Origin of the sequence: Streptomyces flaveolus, assembly GCF_014648815.1 — a bacterium.
GTDB classification, from domain to species: Bacteria; Actinomycetota; Actinomycetes; order Streptomycetales; family Streptomycetaceae; genus Streptomyces; species Streptomyces flaveolus.
In genome coordinates this window covers 240,108-260,395 of record NZ_BMRV01000003.1, presented here as the reverse complement: position 1 = coordinate 260,395, position 20,288 = coordinate 240,108, and the positions used below count along the sequence as shown (strand labels likewise).

General features: G+C 72.4%; 24 protein-coding genes. 17 read left to right on the top strand and 7 right to left on the bottom strand.

What is annotated here, in order from left to right:
- Window positions 1-273 precede the first annotated feature (273 nt).
- From IEZ05_RS08885 to IEZ05_RS08835, 11 genes are read left to right on the top strand one after another with little or no spacing between them, the layout of a single operon-like run.
- The gene (locus tag IEZ05_RS08885; protein WP_189229460.1) at window positions 274-1,761 is read left to right on the top strand and encodes an aldehyde dehydrogenase; all 1,488 of its coding nucleotides are present in this window, start codon (window positions 274-276) and stop codon (window positions 1,759-1,761) included.
- A 17-nt stretch (window positions 1,762-1,778) separates the two neighbouring features.
- Window positions 1,779-2,744, top strand: coding sequence for a VOC family protein (locus IEZ05_RS08880; RefSeq protein WP_189229459.1), 966 nt, complete (start codon window positions 1,779-1,781; stop codon window positions 2,742-2,744).
- Complete coding sequence (locus IEZ05_RS08875) at window positions 2,741-3,550, top strand: aspartate dehydrogenase domain-containing protein (protein ID WP_189229458.1); 810 nt, start codon at window positions 2,741-2,743, stop codon at window positions 3,548-3,550. The genes IEZ05_RS08880 and IEZ05_RS08875 overlap by 4 nt, the downstream gene beginning before the upstream one ends.
- Window positions 3,547-4,353, top strand: coding sequence for an alpha/beta fold hydrolase (locus IEZ05_RS08870; protein ID WP_189229457.1), 807 nt, complete (start codon window positions 3,547-3,549; stop codon window positions 4,351-4,353). Before IEZ05_RS08875 ends, IEZ05_RS08870 begins: the two co-directional genes overlap by 4 nt.
- Window positions 4,354-4,355: 2 nt before the next feature.
- A complete protein-coding gene (locus tag IEZ05_RS08865; protein ID WP_189229456.1) occupies window positions 4,356-4,877 on the top strand; it encodes a cupin domain-containing protein in 522 nt (173 codons plus the stop codon).
- Window positions 4,870-5,613 (top strand): SDR family oxidoreductase, encoded by a 744-nt coding sequence (locus IEZ05_RS08860; RefSeq protein ID WP_189229455.1) that lies wholly within the window; start codon window positions 4,870-4,872, stop codon window positions 5,611-5,613. The genes IEZ05_RS08865 and IEZ05_RS08860 overlap by 8 nt, the downstream gene beginning before the upstream one ends.
- Before the next feature lie 16 nt (window positions 5,614-5,629).
- Window positions 5,630-6,415, top strand: a complete 786-nt coding sequence (locus IEZ05_RS08855) for an SDR family oxidoreductase (RefSeq protein ID WP_189229454.1) — start codon at window positions 5,630-5,632, stop codon at window positions 6,413-6,415.
- A 9-nt stretch (window positions 6,416-6,424) separates the two neighbouring features.
- The gene (locus IEZ05_RS08850; protein ID WP_189229453.1) at window positions 6,425-8,050 is read left to right on the top strand and encodes a thiamine pyrophosphate-binding protein; all 1,626 of its coding nucleotides are present in this window, start codon (window positions 6,425-6,427) and stop codon (window positions 8,048-8,050) included.
- Window positions 8,051-8,062: 12 nt separating this feature from the next.
- On the top strand, window positions 8,063-9,010 hold the full coding sequence (locus IEZ05_RS08845; protein ID WP_189229452.1) for a PDR/VanB family oxidoreductase: 948 nt from the start codon (window positions 8,063-8,065) through the stop codon (window positions 9,008-9,010).
- A gap of 38 nt (window positions 9,011-9,048) precedes the next feature.
- Window positions 9,049-9,276 carry a recombinase-like helix-turn-helix domain-containing protein gene (locus tag IEZ05_RS08840; RefSeq protein ID WP_189229451.1) on the top strand — a complete coding sequence of 76 codons (228 nt, stop codon included), beginning with the start codon at window positions 9,049-9,051 and terminating at the stop codon, window positions 9,274-9,276.
- Window position 9,277: 1 nt separating this feature from the next.
- On the top strand, window positions 9,278-10,288 hold the full coding sequence (locus tag IEZ05_RS08835; RefSeq protein ID WP_189229450.1) for an aromatic ring-hydroxylating oxygenase subunit alpha: 1,011 nt from the start codon (window positions 9,278-9,280) through the stop codon (window positions 10,286-10,288).
- A gap of 49 nt (window positions 10,289-10,337) precedes the next feature.
- Here IEZ05_RS08835 and IEZ05_RS08830 read toward each other — a convergent pair whose 3' ends face one another.
- From IEZ05_RS08830 to IEZ05_RS08815, 4 genes are all read right to left on the bottom strand, one after another.
- Window positions 10,338-10,880, bottom strand: coding sequence for a MarR family winged helix-turn-helix transcriptional regulator (locus IEZ05_RS08830; RefSeq protein WP_189229449.1), 543 nt, complete (start codon window positions 10,878-10,880; stop codon window positions 10,338-10,340).
- A 107-nt stretch (window positions 10,881-10,987) separates the two neighbouring features.
- Entirely contained in the window at window positions 10,988-12,409 is a 1,422-nt protein-coding gene (locus IEZ05_RS08825; RefSeq protein WP_189229448.1) for a purine-cytosine permease family protein, read from the bottom strand.
- A gap of 203 nt (window positions 12,410-12,612) precedes the next feature.
- Window positions 12,613-13,341 carry a VOC family protein gene (locus IEZ05_RS08820; protein ID WP_189229447.1) on the bottom strand — a complete coding sequence of 243 codons (729 nt, stop codon included), beginning with the start codon at window positions 13,339-13,341 and terminating at the stop codon, window positions 12,613-12,615.
- Between the two features lie 133 nt (window positions 13,342-13,474).
- Complete coding sequence (locus tag IEZ05_RS08815) at window positions 13,475-13,843, bottom strand: hypothetical protein (RefSeq protein WP_229869621.1); 369 nt, start codon at window positions 13,841-13,843, stop codon at window positions 13,475-13,477.
- Window positions 13,844-14,098: 255 nt separating this feature from the next.
- Here IEZ05_RS08815 and IEZ05_RS08810 point away from each other — a divergent pair, with 255 nt between their 5' ends.
- The 5 genes from IEZ05_RS08810 to IEZ05_RS08790 all read left to right on the top strand — a co-directional run bounded on the left by IEZ05_RS08810 (window position 14,099) and on the right by IEZ05_RS08790 (window position 17,718).
- Window positions 14,099-14,692 (top strand): carbonic anhydrase, encoded by a 594-nt coding sequence (locus IEZ05_RS08810; protein WP_189229446.1) that lies wholly within the window; start codon window positions 14,099-14,101, stop codon window positions 14,690-14,692.
- Window positions 14,693-14,753: 61 nt separating this feature from the next.
- The gene (gene cynS, locus IEZ05_RS08805) at window positions 14,754-15,224 is read left to right on the top strand and encodes a cyanase (protein ID WP_189229445.1); all 471 of its coding nucleotides are present in this window, start codon (window positions 14,754-14,756) and stop codon (window positions 15,222-15,224) included.
- Between the two features lie 49 nt (window positions 15,225-15,273).
- Window positions 15,274-15,774 carry a nucleoside deaminase gene (locus IEZ05_RS08800; protein ID WP_189229444.1) on the top strand — a complete coding sequence of 167 codons (501 nt, stop codon included), beginning with the start codon at window positions 15,274-15,276 and terminating at the stop codon, window positions 15,772-15,774.
- Between the two features lie 122 nt (window positions 15,775-15,896).
- Window positions 15,897-16,835 carry a transcriptional regulator CynR gene (gene cynR / locus IEZ05_RS08795; RefSeq protein WP_189229443.1) on the top strand — a complete coding sequence of 313 codons (939 nt, stop codon included), beginning with the start codon at window positions 15,897-15,899 and terminating at the stop codon, window positions 16,833-16,835.
- 121 nt (window positions 16,836-16,956) lie between these two features.
- On the top strand, window positions 16,957-17,718 hold the full coding sequence (locus IEZ05_RS08790; protein ID WP_229869620.1) for a helix-turn-helix transcriptional regulator: 762 nt from the start codon (window positions 16,957-16,959) through the stop codon (window positions 17,716-17,718).
- Between the two features lie 228 nt (window positions 17,719-17,946).
- Here the strand turns inward: IEZ05_RS08790 and IEZ05_RS08785 are convergent, their stop codons facing one another.
- The 3 genes from IEZ05_RS08785 to IEZ05_RS08775 form a co-directional block, all read right to left on the bottom strand.
- Window positions 17,947-18,387, bottom strand: coding sequence for a DUF2267 domain-containing protein (locus tag IEZ05_RS08785; protein ID WP_189229442.1), 441 nt, complete (start codon window positions 18,385-18,387; stop codon window positions 17,947-17,949).
- A gap of 73 nt (window positions 18,388-18,460) precedes the next feature.
- A complete protein-coding gene (locus IEZ05_RS08780) occupies window positions 18,461-18,889 on the bottom strand; it encodes a DUF2267 domain-containing protein (RefSeq protein ID WP_189229441.1) in 429 nt (142 codons plus the stop codon).
- Between the two features lie 103 nt (window positions 18,890-18,992).
- On the bottom strand, window positions 18,993-19,430 hold the full coding sequence (locus tag IEZ05_RS08775; RefSeq protein ID WP_189229440.1) for an Hsp20/alpha crystallin family protein: 438 nt from the start codon (window positions 19,428-19,430) through the stop codon (window positions 18,993-18,995).
- 127 nt (window positions 19,431-19,557) lie between these two features.
- Here IEZ05_RS08775 and IEZ05_RS08770 point away from each other — a divergent pair, with 127 nt between their 5' ends.
- The gene (locus IEZ05_RS08770; protein WP_189229439.1) at window positions 19,558-20,214 is read left to right on the top strand and encodes a type III effector protein; all 657 of its coding nucleotides are present in this window, start codon (window positions 19,558-19,560) and stop codon (window positions 20,212-20,214) included.
- Window positions 20,215-20,288: the final 74 nt, after the last annotated feature.

The following is a 20,288-nucleotide window of genomic DNA, read 5'->3' as shown; positions in this document are numbered from 1 at the left end:
TGGTCGCAGGGGCAGGGGACGGCAGGCGCGGGAGCAGCGGCGCAGAAGTGCGGGGCAGCGGCCGACGGAACGTCAGGTAAGCGCCAAGCTTCTAAGCGCTTAAGTTGTATCCCTGGCGAGCGGGACCGCGTCAAGGCCTGAAGCAGCGAATTAACGAGCGATCTGTTCCGCGACACCTCTTGCGGCCGAGATATTTAAGCCCTTAGATTTCTAGCACTTACCCAAGTGCTCGCTCAGACAGCTCCCCTTGACCCTCGTGCAGGAGGCCCCGGTATGCTCCGAACTCCCCCGGACGAAGCGCTCGTTGCGGGCCGGTGGCGGCGCGGCTCGGGTGCCGCGACGCAGACGTCCGACCCGGCCACGGGCCTCCCCCTCGCCACGGTGCACGCCGTGACCGCCGAGGAGGTCGCCGAAGCGGCACGGGCCGGGGCGCTGGCCGCCGCCGACCCCCGCTGGCGCGATCTGCTGCCCCACCGGCGGGCCCGTCTGCTGCACCGCGTCGCCGCCCTGATCGAGGAGGACTCCGAGCACCTGGCCGCCCTCCAGACCGCGGACACCGGCAAGGCACTGACCGAGACCCGCGCGCTGGTGGCGAGCGCCGCGGCCACCTTCCGGTACACGGCCGCCGCCCTGGAGACCGCCGAGGACGCGCTCACCCCTTCCCGCGGCGCGTACGTGACGATGAGCGTGCACGAGCCGATCGGGGTGGTCGGCGCGATCAATCCCTGGAACTCCCCGGTCGCCAGCGATGCCCAGAAGCTCGCCCCGGCGCTGGCCGCGGGCAACGCGGTGCTGCTGAAGCCGGCCGAGTGGACCCCGCTCGTGTCGCTGGCCCTGGGACGGATCGTCGCGGCGGCGCTGGAGGAGAGCGACCTCCCCCCGGCCCTGCTGTCGGTGCTGCCCGGACCCGGCCGGGTGGTCGGCGACGCGATCGTGCGGGACCCGCACGTGGGCAAGGTCGCCTTCACGGGCGGCACCACCACCGGCCGGTCCCTCGCCCGGGCGGCCGCCGAGAAGCTGATGCCCGTGTCGCTGGAGCTCGGCGGCAAGTCACCGACCGTCGTGCTGGCCGACGCGGACGTCGAACAGGCCCTGGCCGGCGTGATGTTCGGCGTCTTCTCCTCCAGCGGCCAGTCCTGCGTCGCCGGGTCCCGGCTGTTCGTGGCGCGTCCGCTGTACGACGACTTCGTCGGCGAACTCGTCGCCCGGGTACGGAAACTGCGCGTCGGCCCCGGCACGGACCCGGACACCCAGGTCGCCCCGCTCGTCCACCCCACGCACCGCGACCGCGTCGCCGGCTACGTGGACCTCGCCCGCCAGGAGGGCGCCCGGGTGCTGTGCGGCGGTGACGCGCCGGACGGCCCCGCGTACGCGGACGGGGCCTACTACCTGCCGACCGTGCTCGACGGGCTGCCGGGCGACGCGCGCACCTGCCAGGAGGAGATCTTCGGCCCGGTCCTGGTCGCGCTGCCCTTCGACGACGAGGAGGACCTGGTCCGCCAGGCCAACGACTCCGTCTACGGCCTCGCCTGCGGTATCTGGACCCGCGACCACCGCGCAGCCTGGCGGATCGCCCGCCACATCGACGCGGGCACCGTCTGGATCAACACGTACAAGCAGTTCAGCATCGCCACCCCCTTCGGCGGCATGAAGGCGAGCGGCCTCGGCCGTGAGAAGGGCCGTGACGGCATCCGCGCCTACCAGCGCCAGAAATCCCTGTACTGGGGAACCGCCACAGCTCCCCTGCCCTGGGCCGGCTGACACTCCCGGAGAAGAACATGTCCCCTGACCCGCACGAACCCCCCATCGCCCGGCTGCGCGCCCTGCGCTCCGTCGAACTGCTCACCCGCGACTTCACCACCGCCACCGACTTCTACGAGGAGGCGTGGGGGCTGGAGGTCGTCGAGGCCGGGCACAGCACGAGCTGGCTGCGCGGCACCGGCCCGGAACACCACGCCCTGCAGCTCACCCGGTCCGAGCGGACCGGCCTCGGCAGGCTCGCGTTCGCCGTGGCCACCCCGGCGGAGATCGACGAGGCCGCGCGGCGCCTGGAACGCCGCGGCATCCGCCCGGCCGCCGGGCCCGGTCCGCTGGACCAGGTCGGTGGCGGATACGGACTGCGCTTCCACGACCACGAGGGCCGGCTGATCGAACTGTCCGCCGACACCTGGGCCGTCCCGCCCCGCGGGCAGGACGGCGCCGTGCCCGTCGGCGTGACGCACGTCGTGCTCAACACCACCGACATCGACGCCTCCGTCGCCTTCTACCGCGAGGTCCTGGGCATGCGCGTCTCGGACTGGTCCGAGCACCAGATGGCGTTCCTGCGCTGCAACAGCGACCACCATTGCGTGGCCTTCAACCAGGCGCCCTGGGTCTCCCTCAACCACGTCGCCTACGAGATGAGCTCCGTCGACCACTTCATGCGGGGCATCGGGCGGCTGCGCCACCACGGCGTCGTGCCCCAGTGGGGGCCCGGGAGGCACGGCCCGGGCAACAACACCTTCTCCTACTTCACCGACCCGGCCGGCCTGGTCTGCGAGTACACCTCCGAGGTCGCGCAGGTCGTCGAGGACCGCTGGATCTGCAAGGTGTGGCGGCGTGTCCCGGAGCTGTCCGACCTGTGGGGCACCGCGGGCCCGCCCTCCCGGCTGATCCGCGCCCACATGGCCGGCACCCCGGACGGCAGCCCCGTCCTGCCTCCGGTCGACGCCGAACCCTCCGTCCCCGAAGGAGCCTCCGCATGAGCGGCACCGTCACCGAGCCCGTGAAGGTCGGCCTGGTGGGCTGGGGCGCGATCGGCCGGGTCGTCGGCACCGCCCTCGCCGCGGGCGAGGTGCCCGGAGCGGCACTGCGCTGCGTGGTCGACAACCGCCCCCTGGGCGAGGCCGCTCCGGTCGACCAGGTGCCCTTCGAGACGGCGATCGCCCACTGTGACCTGATCGTCGAGGCCGCCGGCCAGGGCGTCGTCCGCGAGTGGGGCGAGCGCGTGCTCACCGCGGGCACCGACCTGCTGGTCGCCTCCACCGGCGCCCTCACCGACGAGGACCTCGCCAAGCGGCTCCTCGGCGCCGGGCCGGGCCGGGTGTACTTCACCGGCGGCGCGGTCGGCGGCCTCGACCTCCTCCAGGCCGTGCGGGCGCTCGGTCCCCTGGACGAGGTCACGCTGACGACCACGAAACTCCCGGGCACACTCGAACAGCCCTGGATGGACGCGGAGTTGCTGAACCGACTGCGTACCGCCACCGGGCCGGTCGAGGTGATGAGGGGCACCGCGCGCGAGGTGCCGGTGAAGTTCCCCAGGTCGACGAACGTGGCGGCCTCCGTCGCCCTCGCCGTCGGCGACCTGGACGCCGTCCGGGTCCGCGTCGTCGCCGACCCTGCGGCAGTCCGCACCCGGCACGTCATCGAAGCCTCCGGCCCGCACGGCGCCTACCGCTTCGAGGCGTCCCACACCCCCGACGCCGACACCCCGGCGACCAGCGCGGTCGTCCCGTACGCGGTCCTGCGCTCCCTCGGCGCGATCGCCGGACGCCCGGGGCAGATCCTGTGACCGCCCCGGCCGAGGTCCATGTCGAGGAGGCCGGCACCGACGGGCCCCTGCTCCTGTGCCTGCACGGCATCGGCTCGTCGTCCGCCTCCTTCGCGCCGCAACTGGCCGCGCTGTCCGACGAGTTCCGTGTCGTCGCCTGGGACGCCCCCGGATACGGCCGCTCGCCCGACCCGGACGGGCCCCTGGACCTGGACGGGTTCGCCGACGCCGCCGCCGAGGTCATCCGGCGGCGGGGCGGCCCGGCCCACGTCCTGGGCGTCTCCTGGGGCGGGGTCGTCGCCCTCCGGCTCGCCCTGCGCCACCCGCGCCTGGTCACCTCCCTGATCGTCGCGGACTCCAGCGCCGGCTCCGGCACGGACCCGGAGAAGGCGGCCGCGATGCGGGCCCGCGTGCCCGAGCTGGAGCGGCTGGGCGCGCGGGGGTTCGCCGAGCGGCGCGGGCCCCGGCTGGTCTCCCCCGACGCGCCCGCCGGCCTCGTCCGCCGCGTCGTCGACATCATGGCGGCCGCCGTACGGCTGCCCGGCTACGCCCACGCCGCCGAGTCGATGGCCACCGCCGACCTGCGCGCCGACCTGGCGCGCGTCACCGCCCCGGCCCTCGTGCTGTGCGGCGACCAGGACCGGGTCACCGGACCGGACGCCGCCCAGGCGCTGGCCGGGGGCCTGCACAAGACGGCGTACGTGATCGTCAAGGACGCCGGTCACCTCGCCCACCAGGAACAGCCCGAGCGCTTCAACGCCTGGGTCCTGTCCCACCTGCACATCGTCACCAACCGGCGCACCACCCACCTGACGGAGGACTGACCATGCCCCTCGAGACCACCGCGTACGACAACGGCGGCGACCTCGGCAAGTACACCGACTCCCTGATCGCGAGCAAGGACTCGCGCGAGCCCGACTGGGGCACCCTCTCCTTCCAGGAGAAGGCCGGCCCCCAGTACCGGCGGGCGCAGATCCGCTACGTCGGCTCCGGTGCCACCGGCAACCACGACGACGACCAGCGGATCATCCCCTCCGGCGGCTTCACCTTCTCCAACATGCTGCTCCCGCCGGGCGCCGAGGGCCCGGCCCACACCCACCACGACGTCGAGGAGGCGTTCTTCGTCCTGGAGGGACAGGTCCGCGTGGGCATCCACCGGGGCCCCGACGAGGCCGAGTACCGCACGCTCGGCTACCGCGACATGATCGTGGTGCCGGCCGGCGTGACCCGCTCGCTGAAGAACGAGGGCGACACCGACGCGCTGTTCTGCGTGATCATCGGCACGCGGAAGCCGCAGGTGCCGACCTACCCGGAGTACTCGCCGCTGTACGGCGTCACCCGTGACTGACACGGTGCGGACAGTCGTCGTGACCGGGGCGGGCCGTGGTCTGGGGGAGGCCATGGCCCGCCGGGCCGGCGCCGACGGGCACCGCGTGGTCGTGGCCGAACTGAACGAGGAGTGGGGCGAGCGCACCGCCGCCGCCGTTCGCGCCGAGGGCGGCGAGGCCCGTTACGTCCCCTGCGACGTGGCGGACCCCGCGTCGGTCGTCCGGCTCGCCGAGGCCGTGGCGCCGCACGGCCCGGTGTGGGGCCTGGTCAACAACGCGGCCCTGGCCAACGGCGTGGGCGGCAAGGAGTTCCAGGACATCGACGTCGAGGTCTGGGACCGGCTGATGGCCGTCAACGTGCGCGGCCCCTGGCTGGTCGCCAAGGCCCTGCATCCGCTGCTCGCCCGGCCGGGGCGCATCGTCAACATCGCCTCCGACGCGGCCCTGTACGGCTCCCCGCGCCTCGCGCACTACATCGCCTCCAAGGGCGCGGTCCTCGCCCTCACCCGGGGGATGGCCCGCGAGCTCGGGGAGCACGGCATCACCGTCAACGCGGTCGCCCCCGGCCTCACCGAGTGCGAGGCCACCGAGTCCGTCCCCGCCGGACGCCACGCGCTGTACGCCACCCACCGCGCGATCTCCCGCCCCCAGCAGCCCGACGACCTCGTCGGTCTCGTCTCCTTCCTGCTGAGCGAGGAATCCCGCTACCTCACCGGCCAGGTGATCGCCGTCAACGGCGGCTTCACCATGCACTGACACACAGGAGCGATTCATGGATCTCGGTCTCGCCGACCGGACCGTCCTGGTCACCGGCGGCAGCTCGGGCGTCGGCCTGGCCACGGTCCGCGCACTGCTCGCCGAAGGGGCCAACGTGGCCACCTGCGGCCGGGACACCGGCCGCCTCGCCGACGCCGCCGCCCGCCTGGACGGCGGGGACAGGCTGCTGACCGCCGCGTGCGACGTACGCGACGCGGACGCCGTGCACGGCTTCGTCGACCGGGCGGCCGAGCGCTTCGGCCGCATCGACGGGCTGGTGAACAACGCGGGCCAGTCCCGCATGAAGCGGCTCGACGACACCACGGGAGAGGACTGGCGCGACGAACTGGAGCTCAAGTTCGCGGGCGTGCTCCATCCGCTCCAGGCCGCCCGCACGCACCTGCGGGACTCGGACGCGGCGAGTGTCGTCAACGTCAACGCGGTCCTCGCCAAGCAGCCCGAGCCCCGCCTGATCACCACCAGCGCGGCACGCGCCGGCATCCTCAACCTCTCCAAGTCGCTCGCCGTCGAACTCGCCGCCGAGGGCATCCGGGTCAACTCCGTCTGCCTGGGTCTGATCGACACCGGTCAGTGGACCCGGCGGCACGCCGCTGCGGACTCCGGCCTGGACTACGGGGAGTGGCAGGCGCGGCTCGCCGCCGACCGGGGCGTGGCGCTCGGCCGGCTGGGCCGGGCCGAGGAGGTCGCCTACGCCGTCGTGACGCTGCTGTCGCCGCGCGCTTCGTACATCACCGGAACGGCCATCGACGTCTGCGGCGGGGTCGGCCGCGGCATCCTCTGAGAGGCACGCATGACATACCGCAACGGGGGCGACCTGCTGGTCGCCGTCCTGAAGGAACTCGGCATCGACACGGTCTTCGGCATCGTGTCCGTGCACAACCTGCCGCTCGTCGAGGCCGTCGACCGGGAGCTGCGCTTCGTGCCCGTGCGGCACGAGGCGACCGCCGTGAACGCCGCCGACGGCTACGGCCGGGCCCGCGGCGGCCTCGGCTGCGCGCTCACCTCCACCGGGACGGGCGCGGGCAACGCGGCCGGCTCCCTGGTGGAGGCTCTCGCCTCGGGAACGTCCGTGCTGCACGTCACCGGGCAGATCGAAAGCCGCTACCTGGGCGGTGGACGCGGCTTCATCCACGAGACCAGGGACCAGCTCGGCATGCTGACCGCCGTGTCCGCGTACGCGGCGACGGTGCCGGACGCCGGGAGCGCGGGGCGCCTGCTCCGCGAGGCCGCCGCCGCGGCGCTGGCCGTGCCCGGCGGGCCGGCCAGCGTGGAATGGCCGGTCGACCTCCAGTACGCGGCCCAGCAGGACACCCCGGGCACGACGGCCACCGCCGGGACTCCCGCCCCGGACCCCGCCGAACTGGCCGGTGCGCAGGCTCTGCTGGCCGCCGCCCGGCGCCCGCTGATCTGGGCGGGCGGCGGCGCGAACCGGGCCCGGCGGGAACTGCTCGCCCTGCTGGAGACGACCGGCGCCGGACTGATCACCTCCAACTCCGGGCGCGGCTCGGTGCCCGAGGACCACCCGCAGGTCGTCGGCAACTTCGCCACCACGCCGGCCGTGCGGTCCCTGCTCGCCGACGCGGACGCCCTGGTCACCGTCGGCACCCACTTCCGGTCCAACGAGACGGCCGACTACGGCCTGAGGCTCCCCGGCGCGCACATCCAGATCGACGTCGACGGCGCCGCGCTCGGCCGGGTCTACCCCGTCCGGCACGCCCTGCACGGTGACGCCGCCCGCGTCCTGCCGTCCCTGACCGGGGCCGCCGCACCCGCCGAACCGGGCTGGACCGCCCGCGTCGGTGCCGTGCGCGACGAGGTCCGGGTGGCACTGCGCGACGGCATCGGCCCGCAGGCCGCGGTCTGCGACGCGCTGGCCGCCGCCCTGCCGCGCGGCGCGGTCGTCGCCCGGGACGTGACGATCCCCTCCTCCACCTGGGGCAACCGGCTGCTGCCGCTGCACGACCCGCGCGCCAACGTCTTCCCGCGCGGCGGCGGCATCGGCCAGGGGCTCGGCATGGGCATCGGCGCCGCGCTCGCCCGCCCCGACGAGCCGACGGTGGTCATCGCCGGGGACGGCGGTCTCGCCGTCCACCTCGGCGAACTGCTCACCCTCGCCCAGGAGCGGCCCCGGCTCCTCCTGCTCGTCTTCAACGACGGGGGCTACGGCGTCCTGCGCAACACACAGGACCGCTACAGCGACCGCCGCTCCGGCGTCGACCTGCACACCCCCGACTTCGTGGGGCTCTCCGCGGCCTGCGGGCTGCCGTACGCGCGGATCGCCGCGGAAGCCGACGCCGACAGGGTGATCCGGGCGGCCCTCGCCGCCGACGGGCCGACCCTCGTCGAGGTGGACCTCGCGGCGCTCGGCCCGATGAAGACCCCGTTCACCCCGCCCGTCACGATCCCCACCGCGTAGGGAGGCCCACCGATGAGCGACACCGAAGAGCGGCGGCTCGAACTCCTCGTGCGCCGCATGACCTGGGAGGCGGACGGCGTGCTGTCCGTCGAGCTCGCGGACCCGGCGGGCAAGCCCCTGCCCGCCTGGTCCCCCGGCGCCCACCTGGACCTGCGCGTCGGCGGCCTGGTCCGTCAGTACTCGCTGTGCGGTGACCCGGCCGACTCCGACTCCTACCGGATCGCCGTCCTGGACGAGCCGGCCTCCCGCGGCGGTTCGCGCCACGTCCACACGAAACTGCGTCCCGGCCAGACGGTGGAGGCGGCCGGCCCGCGCAACCACTTCGCGCTGGAGCCTGCCGGGTCCTACGTGTTCATCGCCGGCGGGATCGGCATCACCCCGATCCTGGCCATGGCGCGCCAGGCGGACCGCGACGGGATCCCGTACCGCCTGGTGCACGGCGGGCGGTCCCGCGCCTCCATGGCCTTCGGCAACGAACTGGTCCGGCTCACCGGCGGCGAGGTCACGCTCGTGCCGCAGGACGAGCTGGGGCACATCGACCTGGCCTCGGCCCTCGCCGGCCTGGCGCCCGACGCGCTCGTGTACGCCTGCGGTCCGGAACCGCTGCTCGCGGCGGTGCAGGAGGCGTGCCCGGAGGACCGGTTGCGGCTGGAACGGTTCGCCGCTCCGGCGGTGGAGCGGTCCGGCGACGACGCCGCCTTCGAGGTGGAGTGCCGCCGGTCCGGCCTGACGGTCCCGGTGGGCGCGGACACCTCCGTCCTGGAGGCGGTCGAGGCGGCGGGTCTGTCCGTCCCCTCGTCCTGCCGCGACGGCATCTGCGGCACCTGCGAGACCCGGGTCCTCGCCGGGACCCCCGACCACCGCGACTTCCTGCTCTCCGAGGCCGAGCACAGCGCGGGCGAGACGATGATGATCTGCGTCTCGCGCTGCGCCTCCGACCGGCTCGTCCTCGACCTGTGACCCCCTCCCCCCGTCCCGTCGTCCCTCCGGAGACCCTCATGACCGCCGGCGCCTGGCCGTACCTCGACCCCCACCAGTCCCGCACCCACGAACCCACCCCGTACGAGACGAAGCTCGCGCGCACCCTCGAAGAGATCTTCACCCAGGACGGCCACGACCTCGCCGACGTCGTCGCCGGACTCAACGCCCGCCAGGTGCGCACCCCCGACGGCGCGCCCTGGACCGAGGAGACCTTCCGTACCGAGATGCACCGCCTGGGAGCCTGAGATGAGCCTCACCACCGACGTCACCGCCGACCACGTCTACGCCCACGGGCTGCGCAACCAGTGGCACCCGGTCGTCCCCTCGCACTTCGTCGAGCCCGGCGGCATGCGCAGGGTCACCGCGCTGGGCGAGGACTGGCTGCTGTTCCGCACCGCCGACGGCACGCTCTCCCTGCTCGCCGACCGCTGCCCCCACCGCGGCGCCCCGCTCTCCCTCGGCAAACACCTCGGCGACCGGGTGGCCTGCTGGTACCACGGGGTCGAGGTGCGGGGCGACGGCACCGTCGCCTCCGTGCCCGGGCTGCCCGGCTGCAACCTGGAGGGCAAGAAGCTGGTCACCTCCCTGCCCGTGCGCGAGGTGGCCGGCGCGATCCTGGCCTACTTCGGCGACGAGCGGCATCCCGAGCCCGCCCCCCTCACCCTCCCCGAGCCGCTCACGGACCCGGACATCGCGGCGATCCTGTGCTACGCCGAGTGGAACGTGCCGTGGCGCTTCGCCGTGGAGAACCTGATGGACCCGATGCACGGGGCGTTCCTGCACCACGAGTCGCACACGATGTACGACGGCGACACCCAGGCCAAGTTCCGCATCCGCGAGACCGACCGCGGCTACTTCTTCGAGAAGACCGACCAGCGCGGCGTCAACTTCGACTGGGTCGAGCTGTGCCGGACCGGCGTCGACTGGGTCGACCTGTCCATCCCGTACCCGCCGTCCGCGGGCCCCGGCGGTCCGTTCGGGATCGTGGGCATGGCCTGCCCGGTGGACGCCGGGCGTACCGGTGTCTTCTTCTGGCGCTACCGCAAGGTGTCCGGCTGGCAGCGGGACACCTGGCGGTTCCTGTACCGGACGCTCATCGAGAAGCGGCACTGGGAGGTCCTGGAGCAGGACCGGGTGATGCTGGAGGCGATGCCGGCCGACGCCGACGGGTTCGAGAACCTCTACCAGCACGACCTGGGCGTCGTACGCCTGCGCCGCCTGTACCGGCAGCAGGCCGAGGCGCAGGCCGCCGGCTGACCGGACCGGGACCGGGCGGCCCGCGGGGGCGGGGGACGGCGCCGGGAGTTCAGCTCCCGCCCTCCCCCGCCTCCGTCTCGCCCGAGTCGACGATGGAACGCTCCAGCTTGGACAGCAGACGGGCCAGTTGGCGCCGCTCGGCCGGGGACAGGTCCCTCAGCATCCGGCGTTCGTTGTCCAGGTGCTCGGCGAACACCTCGTCGACCTTGGCCAGACCGGCGTCGGTGAGCCGCGAGTAGACGACCCGGCGGTCCCCGGCATCGCGTTCACGGACGATGAGGCCGTCCTTCTCCAGCCTGTCGATCCGCAGGGTGACACCCGCCGAGGAGATCAGGCCCGAGTCGGCGAGCTGTCCCGCGGTCAGCCGGTAGGGCTTGCCGGCCCGGCGCAGCGCGGTGAGCACGTCGAAGCCGGCCACGGCCAGTCCGTGCCGCTCTATGCCGGCGGCCAGTTCGGTGTTGTAGCGCAGGAAGGTGCGGTGCAGCCTGGCCAGCACTTCGAGGGGGGACGTGTCCAGTTCGGGCCGCTCCCGGGCCCAGTCCTCGATGATCGCCGCCACGGCGTCCCGCTGGGCCGCCCTCTTCACCGCCATGCCGCGCCTCCCCATGTCACCAGCCGTCGCGGAACTCTTCCAGAAATCTTAGCCCTGAAATATTCCGCGTACGGCACCGGATCGCCCGGCGGACGGCATGGGTGTCCTCACCGCACGTCGCCGGCGCCCTCACGCTCGTCCGCGCGGGACGCCGGGCCTGTGGTGGGCCGGGCCGTGCCGGGCTGCCGTCGGCCGACGAGCCAGTAGAGGCCGGCCGGGACGACGAGGCCGACGATCCAGGAGATGTCGGCGCCGCCCAGCGTGGTGACCAGGGGGCCGGTGTAGAAGCTCGTGGACAGGAAGGGCAGTTGGGCGGCGAGGCCGATGCCGTAGACGGACAGCGCGGGCAGGCGCCAGCCGCCGTAGCGGCCGTCGGGGTCGCTGAGCGCGGGCAGGTCGTACCGCTCGCGGGAGATGAGGTAGTAGTCCACGAGGTTGATCGCCGACCACGGTGTGAAGAAGGCCAGCAGAAACAGGAGGAAGTCGGCGAAGGAGTCCAGGAAGGAATTCCGTCCGGCCAGGGCCAGCAGGGTCCCGGCCACCATGATGGCGGCGATGTAGAGCATGCGGCCGCGCTGTGAGACGGCGCGCTGTCCCCGGAAGCCGCTGACGCTGGTCACGATGGACATGAAGCCGCCGTAGGTGTTGAGCACGTTGATCGACAGCTTGCCCAGCGCGATCACGAAGTACAGGAACGACGCGATGAGCCCCGTGCCGCCGAGCCCGACGACATAGCCCACCTGGTCGTCAACGAAGGCCGTGCCGGCGGAGGCCGCCGCGAGGACGCCGAAGCTCATCGACCACTGGGCGCCCAGCACCGTGCCGGACAGGGTCCACCAGAAGGTCGTGCGGGCGGGGGTGGTGCGGGGCAGGTACCTCGAGTAGTCGGCGACGTAGGGGCCGAAGGCCAGTTGCCAGGAGGCGGACAGCGACATCGCCAGCAGGAACATGGGCAGGGCGAAGGAGTGCTGGTGGGCGACCTCTCCCAGGTCGATCCGCTGGAACAGCCGGATGCCCAGGTACACGAAGGCCAGTGCGCACACCACGCTGGCGACCCGCCCCAGGGCATGCACCATGCGGTACCCCACGGTGGCCATGAACGCGGTGACCAGGGCGAAGACGATGATGCCGGGCACGGTGCCGAGGTGCGTCAGCTTGCCGACCGCCTGGCCGGCGAGCACCGAGCCGCTGGCGAAGAAGCCGATGTACATCACGACGACCAGCAGGAGGGGCACCACGGCGCCGCGGACGCCGAACTGCGCCCTGGAGGAGATCATCTGCGGCAGTCCCAGCCGTGGGCCCTGGGCCGAGTGCAGAGCCATGACGCCTCCGCCGAGGAGGTTGCCCAGCAACAGTCCGACCAGTGACCAGACCACGTCGCCGCCGAACACCACGGCGAGGCCGCCGGTGACCACGGTCGTGATCTGGAGGTTGGCGCCCAGCCACAGGGTGAACTGCGAGAACGCCGTCCCGTGCCGCTCCTCGTCCGGGACGACGTCGATGGAATGCCGTTCGACCAGGGCGGCCATGGTTACTCCGTTCTGCGGGGCGACGGCCAAGGGCCGGCGGAGCTTTTCCGGCAACGGGAACCGGGCACCCCCCGACCGCGCTGCATACAGTTATGCAGCATGGTCGGCCACTGAAGGGATTGCAACACCCTCAGGTCAACTACATGTAAACAGCATCCTGTGAGAGGGTCATCACCTCGCGCACGGCGCCCGCGTGGGGACGCTTACCGGGACGTCCGCAGGAAGAACTCGTTGCCGTCGGGGTCGAGCAGCAGCACCCGGTCGCCGTCGTCCTCGCCGGTGTCGGTGCCGGTGCGCGTCGCGCCGAGCGAGACCAGGCGGGCGGTCTCCGCCTCCCGGTCGCCGTCGGCGGGGAGTGTCAGCTCGAAGCACAGCCTGTTCGTGCCCGTCTTCGGAGCCACGGGAGGACCACCCCACGTGATCTTCGTACCGCCGCTCGGTGACTGGATCGCGGTCTCCTGGTCCTGGTCCCAGACCAGCGGCCACCGCAGTGCCTCGCTCCAGAAGTAGCCGACCTCCTGCGTACCATCGCAGGCCAGCGCCCCGATGAAGCCGGTGTCGGCGAGGAACTTGTTGCCCGGCTCGATGACACAGAACTCGTTGCCGTCCGGGTCGGCGAGCACCACGTGTCCTTCTTCGGGGCGTTGGCCCACGTCGATGTGGCTCCCGCCGAGTTCCAGCGCCCGGGCCACCGTCTGCCGCTGATCCTCCGGGGAGCTGCTCGTCAGGTCGAAGTGCGCCCGGTTCTGCCCGGTCTTCGGCTCGTGACCCGGCAGGAAACGGATGCGGAACCCGGCGGGGTCAGGGGGCAGGATCGCGACGTCGCCGTCCGGTCCGTCGGCCGGCTCCCAGCCCAGGACGCCGGACCAGAACCCCGCCAGGGCCGAGGGGTGGGTCGCACGGAAACAGATCGCGGACAGTTGACTGGTCATACCCCGTGCATCTCCGATCACCGACGGCCGATGCGGGGGTCTCACCCCTCCCCCGCGAGCGCAGCCTAGGGCGGCCGTAAGGCACCCGCATCCGGGTTTCCGTCGCGGGGAGTCCGGCCACACCCCGCTGCTGTCACGCCGCCAGGTCCCGGGCCGGCTCACTGCGCCAGTCCTCGCTGAGCCTGCGGTGCAGGACGGATGCCGCGGCGATCGGCAACGGCAGCTGGAGCAAGCGGCGCAGCGTGTCCGCCGCGTCGGCGCGGAGCTGCCGGGCCTGGAAGTCGTCCCGTGCGGTGGGCAGTTCGGGCGCGTTCCGGTCCCGGCGCCAGGACGGTTCCAGGGCGGGCTGGACTGCCGCGAGCGTACGCATGCGCAGGTCCAGCGTGTCGTCCTCGGTGAGTTCGGGGGTCTCGCCGCGCTGGACGGCCGCCAGGGTCTGCGTCACTTCGGTGCAGGCGTCCAGCCCTGTCTCCGCGGCCAGTCTGCGCAACTGGGCGGCCATCGCCGCACGCAACCGGGGCGCGGGAGTGCGCTCGACCAACGCGCCCAGATCGAAGTCCCTCGTCTCCGGGACGGGACGGCACGACCACTCGGGAAGTCGTCCAGGACCGGACGGCACCGGACCGGCTGGGACTCACTATTGATGTCATCAATAGGTTGTATCGCTACTGCATCTTGGACTCTATAGGTCCACGTCACGCATGGTGGTTCGTGTCGGCCACGGGAGGTCGGCACCACCCATCGAAGGGAGTGACCCATGCGTGACCTCGCCGAGGGCGTCCAGCGTTTCCAGCGAAACGTCCACCCGCGCAAGGCGGACCTGTTCGCGCACTTGGCCGGAGTCCATGCGCCGCACACGTTGTTCATCGGCTGTTCCGATGCCCGCGTGGTCCCGGAACTGATCACGGACAGCGAGCCGGGTGAACTGTTCGTGATCCGGACGGCCGGAAACCTGGTCCCGGCCTACGGCCCGCAGGCCGAGGCGGTGACCGCGAGCGTCGAGTACGCGGTCGCGGTACTCGGTGTCTCGGACATCGTCGTGTGCGGACACTCGGCCTGCGGCGCCATGACCGCACTGGCCGAACGGCAGGACTTCGGCCCGGTGCCCGCGGTCGCCCAGTGGCTGCGGCACGCCGACACCTCCCGGGCCCGCGTCACCACGCCGGGTGACGTCCCGAGCCTGGTGCGCGCGAACGTGCTGGCCCAGCTGACGAACCTGGCCACGCATCCCTCCGTGGCCAAGGCCTTGGCCGAGGACTCCGTCCGCCTGCACGGCTGGGTCTTCGACATCGCGTCCGGAGGCGTCGACGTACTCGGCGCCGGCGGCCACAGCGTCGCGGACGCGGCCTGACACTCGGCTGCCCAGCCCTTCCACACCCCCCCTTTTTCTTCCGTACCTGAAGGAGAACGTCATGACGCACGCCCAGTTCGACCCCGCCGCCCGCCAGGCCGTGGCCGCGGCCGCCGTCGAGGCCAAGACCCGCAAGAACCTCACCTGGCAGCAGATCGCCGACGCCTCCGGCCTGTCGGTGGCGTTCACCACCGCGGCCGTTCTCGGCCAGCACGCCCTGCCGGAGGCTGCCGCCCGTGCGGTCGGCGAGCTGCTGGACCTGGACGAGGACGCGGTGCTGCTCCTGCAGACGATCCCCACGCGCGGTTCCCTCGCCGGCGGCATCCCCACCGACCCGACCATCTACCGCTTCTACGAGATGCTCCAGGTCTACGGCACCACGCTGAAGGCCCTGGTGCACGAGGAGTTCGGCGACGGCATCATCTCGGCGATCAACTTCAAGCTGGACGTCAAGAAGGTCGCCGACCCCGAGGGCGGCGAGCGTGCTGTGATCACGCTGGACGGCAAGTACCTGCCGCTCAAGCCTTTCTGATGCCGCTGATGCGGTTCTGACTCCCCCCTGCCAGCAGAGAAGAGTTGACATGGACTTCGTGCAACGCACCATCGACCTCGCGCGCCGCAATGTCACCGAGGGCGGCCGCCCGTTCGCGACCGTCATCGTCAAGGACGGCGAGATCCTCGCCGAGAGCCCGAACCGGGTCGCCCAGACCAACGACCCGACCGCGCACGCCGAGATCCTCGCCATCCGCGAGGCCTGTACCGAGCTCGGCACCGAACACCTCGTCGGCACCACGATCTACGTGCTCGCTCAGCCCTGCCCGATGTGCCTGGGCGCGCTGTACTACTGCTCGCCCGACGAGGTCGTCTTCCTCACGACCCGGGACACCTACGAACCGCACTACGTGGACGACCGCAAGTACTTCGAACTCGACACGTTCTACGACGAGTTCGCCAAGAACTGGGACGAGAGGCGGCTGCCCATGCGCTACGAGCCCCGCGAATCCGCGGTGGAGGTGTACCGGCTCTGGCAGGACCGCAACGGCGGCGATCGACGCGTCGCCGGTGCTCCCACCGCCGGCTGAAGCCGGTAACGCCGAGCACGGCCGCGCATGCGGCGAGGACCCGGCCGGAGGCCCGCCGGACCTCGCCGCACAGGCCCGCCGGCGTGCCTCCGGCCGGCCGCACGCGCCCGTATATTTGCGACGTGTCCGTCGAACTGCGTCACCTGCGCTACCTGCTCGCCGTCGCCGACCAGGGCAGCTTCACCCGGGCCGCGGAGGAGCTGTACATCTCCCAGCCGACCCTGTCCCAGCAGGTCAGGCAGCTGGAGCGGACGCTCGGCGTGCAGCTGCTGGACCGTACCGGGCGCAGTGTGCGGCTCACCGACGCCGGTCACACCTATGTCCAGCACGCCCGCCGTGCACTGCGTGACCTGGCCGCGGGGGAACGTGCCCTCCAGGACGTCGAGGACCTCTCCCGCGGCCACCTGAGACTCGCGGCCACCCCCTCCTTCACCGCCTACCTCATCGGCCCCCTCGCGGCGGAACTCCATGACCGTCACCCCGGCATCACCCTCACCATCCGGGAGACGACCCAGGACAGCATCGAATCCGCCCTGCTCGCCGACGACATCGACCTCGGGATCGCCTTCGCCGGCGCACACCAGCAGGGAATCGAGGCCACCGGCCTGTACACCGAGGCCCTCGGCCTCGTCGTGCGCGCCGATCCCGGCGCCGCTCGCGCCCAGGAGCCCCTGGACCTCCAGGAGCTGACGGACAGGGAGCTGGTACTGCTCAGCGGCGACTTCGCCACGCGCGGCCACATCGACGCGTACTTCACCGCGCATCAGGTCACCCCCCGCATCGCCATGGAGGCCAATTCCATTCAGGCCCTCATCGAGATCGTCCAGCGCACCCCGCTCGCCACCGTCCTCCCCGACGCCGTCACCCACGACCACCCCCACCTGAGTCCCGTGCCGCTCCGCCCCGCCCTGGCCCCGCGCGAGGTCACCCTCCTCAGCAGGGCCCACGCCTACCGCAGCGCGGCCGTGCGCGCGTTCATCCGACTCATCGACGACGTGGTGGAACAACGCGGATACCGGTCGGAGGCGGGCGGACAGCGGTCACCGTCACCGATGCCCTGATCGGCGCGCACCGCACTTTCACCAACAAGTTTTGGTCCTGTTCCCCGGGCCGGCCAAGTGCTCCAGCACAGGTCCACACGGACGAGCGTCAGACCACGCGCACTGGCGTTACCGTGAAGGGGTGACCTCCGACATGACCCCGCCGATCTCCTCCGGCGATGCCGCGATCGACTCCGTCAGCGCGCTCGGCGAGGGCTCCCGGCGGCAGATGTTCGCCTTCATCCGCCGCGCTCGCCGCCCGGTCACGCGCGACGAGGCGGCGGCGAGCGTCGGCATTTCGCGCAAGCTCGCCGCCTTCCACCTCGACAAGCTTGTCGACGCCGGCCTGCTGCGCGCCCGCTACGCCTCTCCCACCGGGGTCCGCAAGGTGGGCCGGCAGCCCAAGGTCTACGAGCCCACGGACACCCCGATCCACGTGAGCATCCCCGACCGCCGCCACGAACTCCTGGCCGACCTGCTCCTTCAGGCCGTCGTGACCGAGGGCGAGGACGAGACCGCGGCCCAGGCGGCGATGCGCACCGCCGGACGACGGGGCCAGGAACTCGGCGAGGAAGAACGCACCCGGCTGCGCCCCGGCCGTCTCGGCGCCGAGCGCGGCCTGACGCTGTGCGAGCGGATGCTCGACCGGCACGGCTTCGAACCCGCACGCGAGGACCGCGACCGGCTCCGGCTGCGCAACTGCCCCTTCCACCCGCTCGCCGCCCAGGCCCCCGACCTGGTCTGCGGCATGAACCACGCCTTCCTCACCGGCTACCTGCAAGGCCTCCGAGCCCCTTCGGTGCAGGCCGTGCTGGCCCCCCGGGAAGGCGAATGCTGCGTCGAACTGCGTCACGCGACGTCGGGCGACGGACCCCAGGCCGGAAGCGGGACCGGGTCCGGCTGATCGTCCCGCTGGAGGAGTGTTCCTGACCGGGGCCTCGAGGACCGGAGCCCGCCCCGGTCGAAGCGGACGCGTCTGCCGTCGGCGCGCACGTACCGGGTGCAGGGGCCGTGCTCCCACGGGCGGGCCAGGGGCGACCCGAACGCGGAAGCCGGCACGGGCCCAGTGCTCCAGTTCGGCCAGCCCCCCGGGGGGGGCAGCACGCTCACCGGCACGTTGGCCGACTGGCCGTCAGGCCGCCTGGGTGAGTTCCGCGCGGCCGAAGAGGATCGCGTAGCCGGACGGGAGCTGGGCGAGGATGCGGTCGAGCAGGTCCTGGCCGGCGAGGCGGGCGACGACGCCCAGGACGGAGCCGACGTCCCAGCGGGTGGTCGCCAAGGTGCCCCCGGTGCGGGTGGCGAGATCCCTGACGAAGGTCCAGCCCGTCATCGCTTCGGTTTCGGGGATCTGCGCGGCGAAGATCCCGGCCGCCTCACGGGGAAGGCGCGCTGCCAGTTCGACGCGTTCCTCACCGGTGATGCGACGGCCGAGGGCGGCCAGCACGGCGGAGACGACTTCCTCGGCTCTCTGGCGGGTGGCGTAGGCACCGTTGTAACGGACCTGTTCGATCATCTGGACGAACGACATGCCCGGTTCGGTGGTGCTCGCCGCTGGGGCCGTCTTGAGCTGCATCGGTGAAAGGGTGCCTTCCTTGCTCATGGGGTTGTCTGACGAAGTCGGCCGGTGACCGGCGGGTCCGGAGGCGTCAGTCACCGGAGGTGCGGGCCGGGCTCGTGGCCGTCGCGTCCTGCGGCCGGCCGAACAGCAGGTCGTATCCGGGCGGGAGCTGCAGCAGCACGTGGCGGGTCAGTTCCTCGCCCGCCGCGTCGGCGGCCACGCTGAGCACGGCGCCGACGTCCCAGGCCGCGGTCTGTTCCGTGGCCCCCTCGATCCACGCCGCGGTGGCGCGGACGAACCGGTCGGCGGACAGGGGTTCGGCGGCCTGGAGCGGGTTGAGGAGGATCAGGGCGAAGGTCTCCGGCAGCCTGGCGGCCAGTTCGGCGCGCACGTCGCCCACCAGGTGTGCGCCCAGAAGCCCCAGCACGGTGCGCGCGGCACGCTCCGCCTCGACGCGGGTGGGGTACTCGCCGCGCTCCTGCACCTGGTCGAGGAACACGTTCCACTGCATGGCCATCGGGTTCTCCTTCCGCTGGGCAGTCCGTGCGGACGCGCGGGCGGAGGACGGACGGCGCGGGGGGAAGCCGTCCGTCCTCCACCGCCGGGGGTGTGGCTCTGCCTCAGCCGGAGATCTCCTTGCGCTCCGCGCCGCCGCCGATGGAGATCTTGCGCGGCTTGGCCCGCTCGGCGATCGGGATGCGCAGAGTGAGCACGCCGGCCTCGTAGTCCGCACTGATGTGCTCGGTGTCGAGGGTGTCCGCCAGCATCACCTGTCGGGAGAAGACGCCCAGGGGGCGTTCCGAGAGCTCCATCTGGACGTCGTCGCCCTTGGTGACGGGACGGCGTTCGGCCCGGACGGTCAGCATGTTCCGTTCGACGTCGATGTCGATGGCATCCGGGTCGACACCGGGCAGATCGAGAGCGATGACGTACGCGTCGCCCTCCCGGTAGGCGTCCATGGGCATCGCCGTCGGACGCGACCAGGTGCCGGACGTGTTGCCGAACAGCTGCTGGGTGAGCCGGTCGAACTCGCGGAAGGGGTCGGTGCGCATCAGCATCGGGAAACACCTCCAGTTCGAGCAGATCCGCTCATGCGCTGGTTCCTGTATTTCTTGTAGCATGTCATCGGAACGATGACAAGCGAATCTGTCATCCAACGGGTGACATGACCGAGCGGAGGTGACCATGGCCGCAGATCCCCGGGAATCCGCTTCCGGGCCCGCCTCCTTCCTCGCTGCCGAGGCGGCACTGGCGGCGATCGAGGAGGCCGTTCACGGCGCCCAGGCACCGCAGTCTGCAGAGCAGCCCGCCGAGGTCAGCTCCGACCAGGCGCTCGCCGCGCTGCTGCTGCTGCGTGAGCTGCGCACCCAGCTCGCGGGCTGGGAGACGGGACTGATCGAGACGGCACGTGAGGCGGGGGCCAGCTGGGCCGACCTCGCCGAGCCCCTCGGCGTCGCCAGCCGGCAGGCCGCCGAACGCCGCTACCTGCGCCTGCGTCCCGGTGCCCCCGGCACCACCGGCGAGCAGCGCGTGCAGGCCACGCGGGACCGCCGCGCCGCCGACCGTGCCGTCTCCGCCTGGGCCCGTGGCAACGCCGCCGACCTGCGTCAGCTCGCCGGCCAGATCGCCGCCCTCACCGGCCTCCCGGCCGAGGCGCGCACCCCCCTCGTACGGGCCCTGGGCCACGACGACGCCGCCGGCCTCATCGGCCCCCTGGCCGGCGCCCGCGACCACCTGGCGGACGACCACTCGGAGCTGGTCGGGCGCATCGACACGCTGACACGTCATACGGACCGACTCCGCGAGGCGGAGAACGGCGAACGCCGGTCCCCTGCGGAGTAGAGGCGACTCCCCCGGGCGCCGACCGCGAGCGGTTCCTCGCCGTTGACCTGCGTGCCCTGGGTCTGCGGAAGCTC

What these genes read in the sequence shown, in the direction of transcription:
- IEZ05_RS08810 (WP_189229446.1), top strand. Translation starts at nt 14,099, where the DNA reads ATGCGTGACCTCGCCGAGGGCGTCCAGCGTTTCCAGCGAAACGTCCAC.
- IEZ05_RS08840 (WP_189229451.1), top strand. Translation starts at nt 9,049, where the DNA reads ATGACCGCCGGCGCCTGGCCGTACCTCGACCCCCACCAGTCCCGCACC.
- IEZ05_RS08785 (WP_189229442.1), bottom strand. Translation starts at nt 18,387, where the DNA reads ATGCAGCTCAAGACGGCCCCAGCGGCGAGCACCACCGAACCGGGCATG.
- IEZ05_RS08885 (WP_189229460.1), top strand. Translation starts at nt 274, where the DNA reads ATGCTCCGAACTCCCCCGGACGAAGCGCTCGTTGCGGGCCGGTGGCGG.
- IEZ05_RS08835 (WP_189229450.1), top strand. Translation starts at nt 9,278, where the DNA reads ATGAGCCTCACCACCGACGTCACCGCCGACCACGTCTACGCCCACGGG.
- IEZ05_RS08775 (WP_189229440.1), bottom strand. Translation starts at nt 19,430, where the DNA reads ATGCTGATGCGCACCGACCCCTTCCGCGAGTTCGACCGGCTCACCCAG.
- IEZ05_RS08800 (WP_189229444.1), top strand. Translation starts at nt 15,274, where the DNA reads ATGGACTTCGTGCAACGCACCATCGACCTCGCGCGCCGCAATGTCACC.
- IEZ05_RS08825 (WP_189229448.1), bottom strand. Translation starts at nt 12,409, where the DNA reads ATGGCCGCCCTGGTCGAACGGCATTCCATCGACGTCGTCCCGGACGAG.
- IEZ05_RS08780 (WP_189229441.1), bottom strand. Translation starts at nt 18,889, where the DNA reads ATGGCCATGCAGTGGAACGTGTTCCTCGACCAGGTGCAGGAGCGCGGC.
- IEZ05_RS08880 (WP_189229459.1), top strand. Translation starts at nt 1,779, where the DNA reads ATGTCCCCTGACCCGCACGAACCCCCCATCGCCCGGCTGCGCGCCCTG.
- IEZ05_RS08875 (WP_189229458.1), top strand. Translation starts at nt 2,741, where the DNA reads ATGAGCGGCACCGTCACCGAGCCCGTGAAGGTCGGCCTGGTGGGCTGG.
- IEZ05_RS08770 (WP_189229439.1), top strand. Translation starts at nt 19,558, where the DNA reads ATGGCCGCAGATCCCCGGGAATCCGCTTCCGGGCCCGCCTCCTTCCTC.
- IEZ05_RS08815 (WP_229869621.1), bottom strand. Translation starts at nt 13,843, where the DNA reads ATGGCCGCCCAGTTGCGCAGACTGGCCGCGGAGACAGGGCTGGACGCC.
- IEZ05_RS08855 (WP_189229454.1), top strand. Translation starts at nt 5,630, where the DNA reads ATGGATCTCGGTCTCGCCGACCGGACCGTCCTGGTCACCGGCGGCAGC.
- cynS (WP_189229445.1), top strand. Translation starts at nt 14,754, where the DNA reads ATGACGCACGCCCAGTTCGACCCCGCCGCCCGCCAGGCCGTGGCCGCG.
- IEZ05_RS08845 (WP_189229452.1), top strand. Translation starts at nt 8,063, where the DNA reads ATGAGCGACACCGAAGAGCGGCGGCTCGAACTCCTCGTGCGCCGCATG.
- IEZ05_RS08850 (WP_189229453.1), top strand. Translation starts at nt 6,425, where the DNA reads ATGACATACCGCAACGGGGGCGACCTGCTGGTCGCCGTCCTGAAGGAA.
- IEZ05_RS08820 (WP_189229447.1), bottom strand. Translation starts at nt 13,341, where the DNA reads ATGACCAGTCAACTGTCCGCGATCTGTTTCCGTGCGACCCACCCCTCG.
- IEZ05_RS08830 (WP_189229449.1), bottom strand. Translation starts at nt 10,880, where the DNA reads ATGGCGGTGAAGAGGGCGGCCCAGCGGGACGCCGTGGCGGCGATCATC.
- IEZ05_RS08865 (WP_189229456.1), top strand. Translation starts at nt 4,356, where the DNA reads ATGCCCCTCGAGACCACCGCGTACGACAACGGCGGCGACCTCGGCAAG.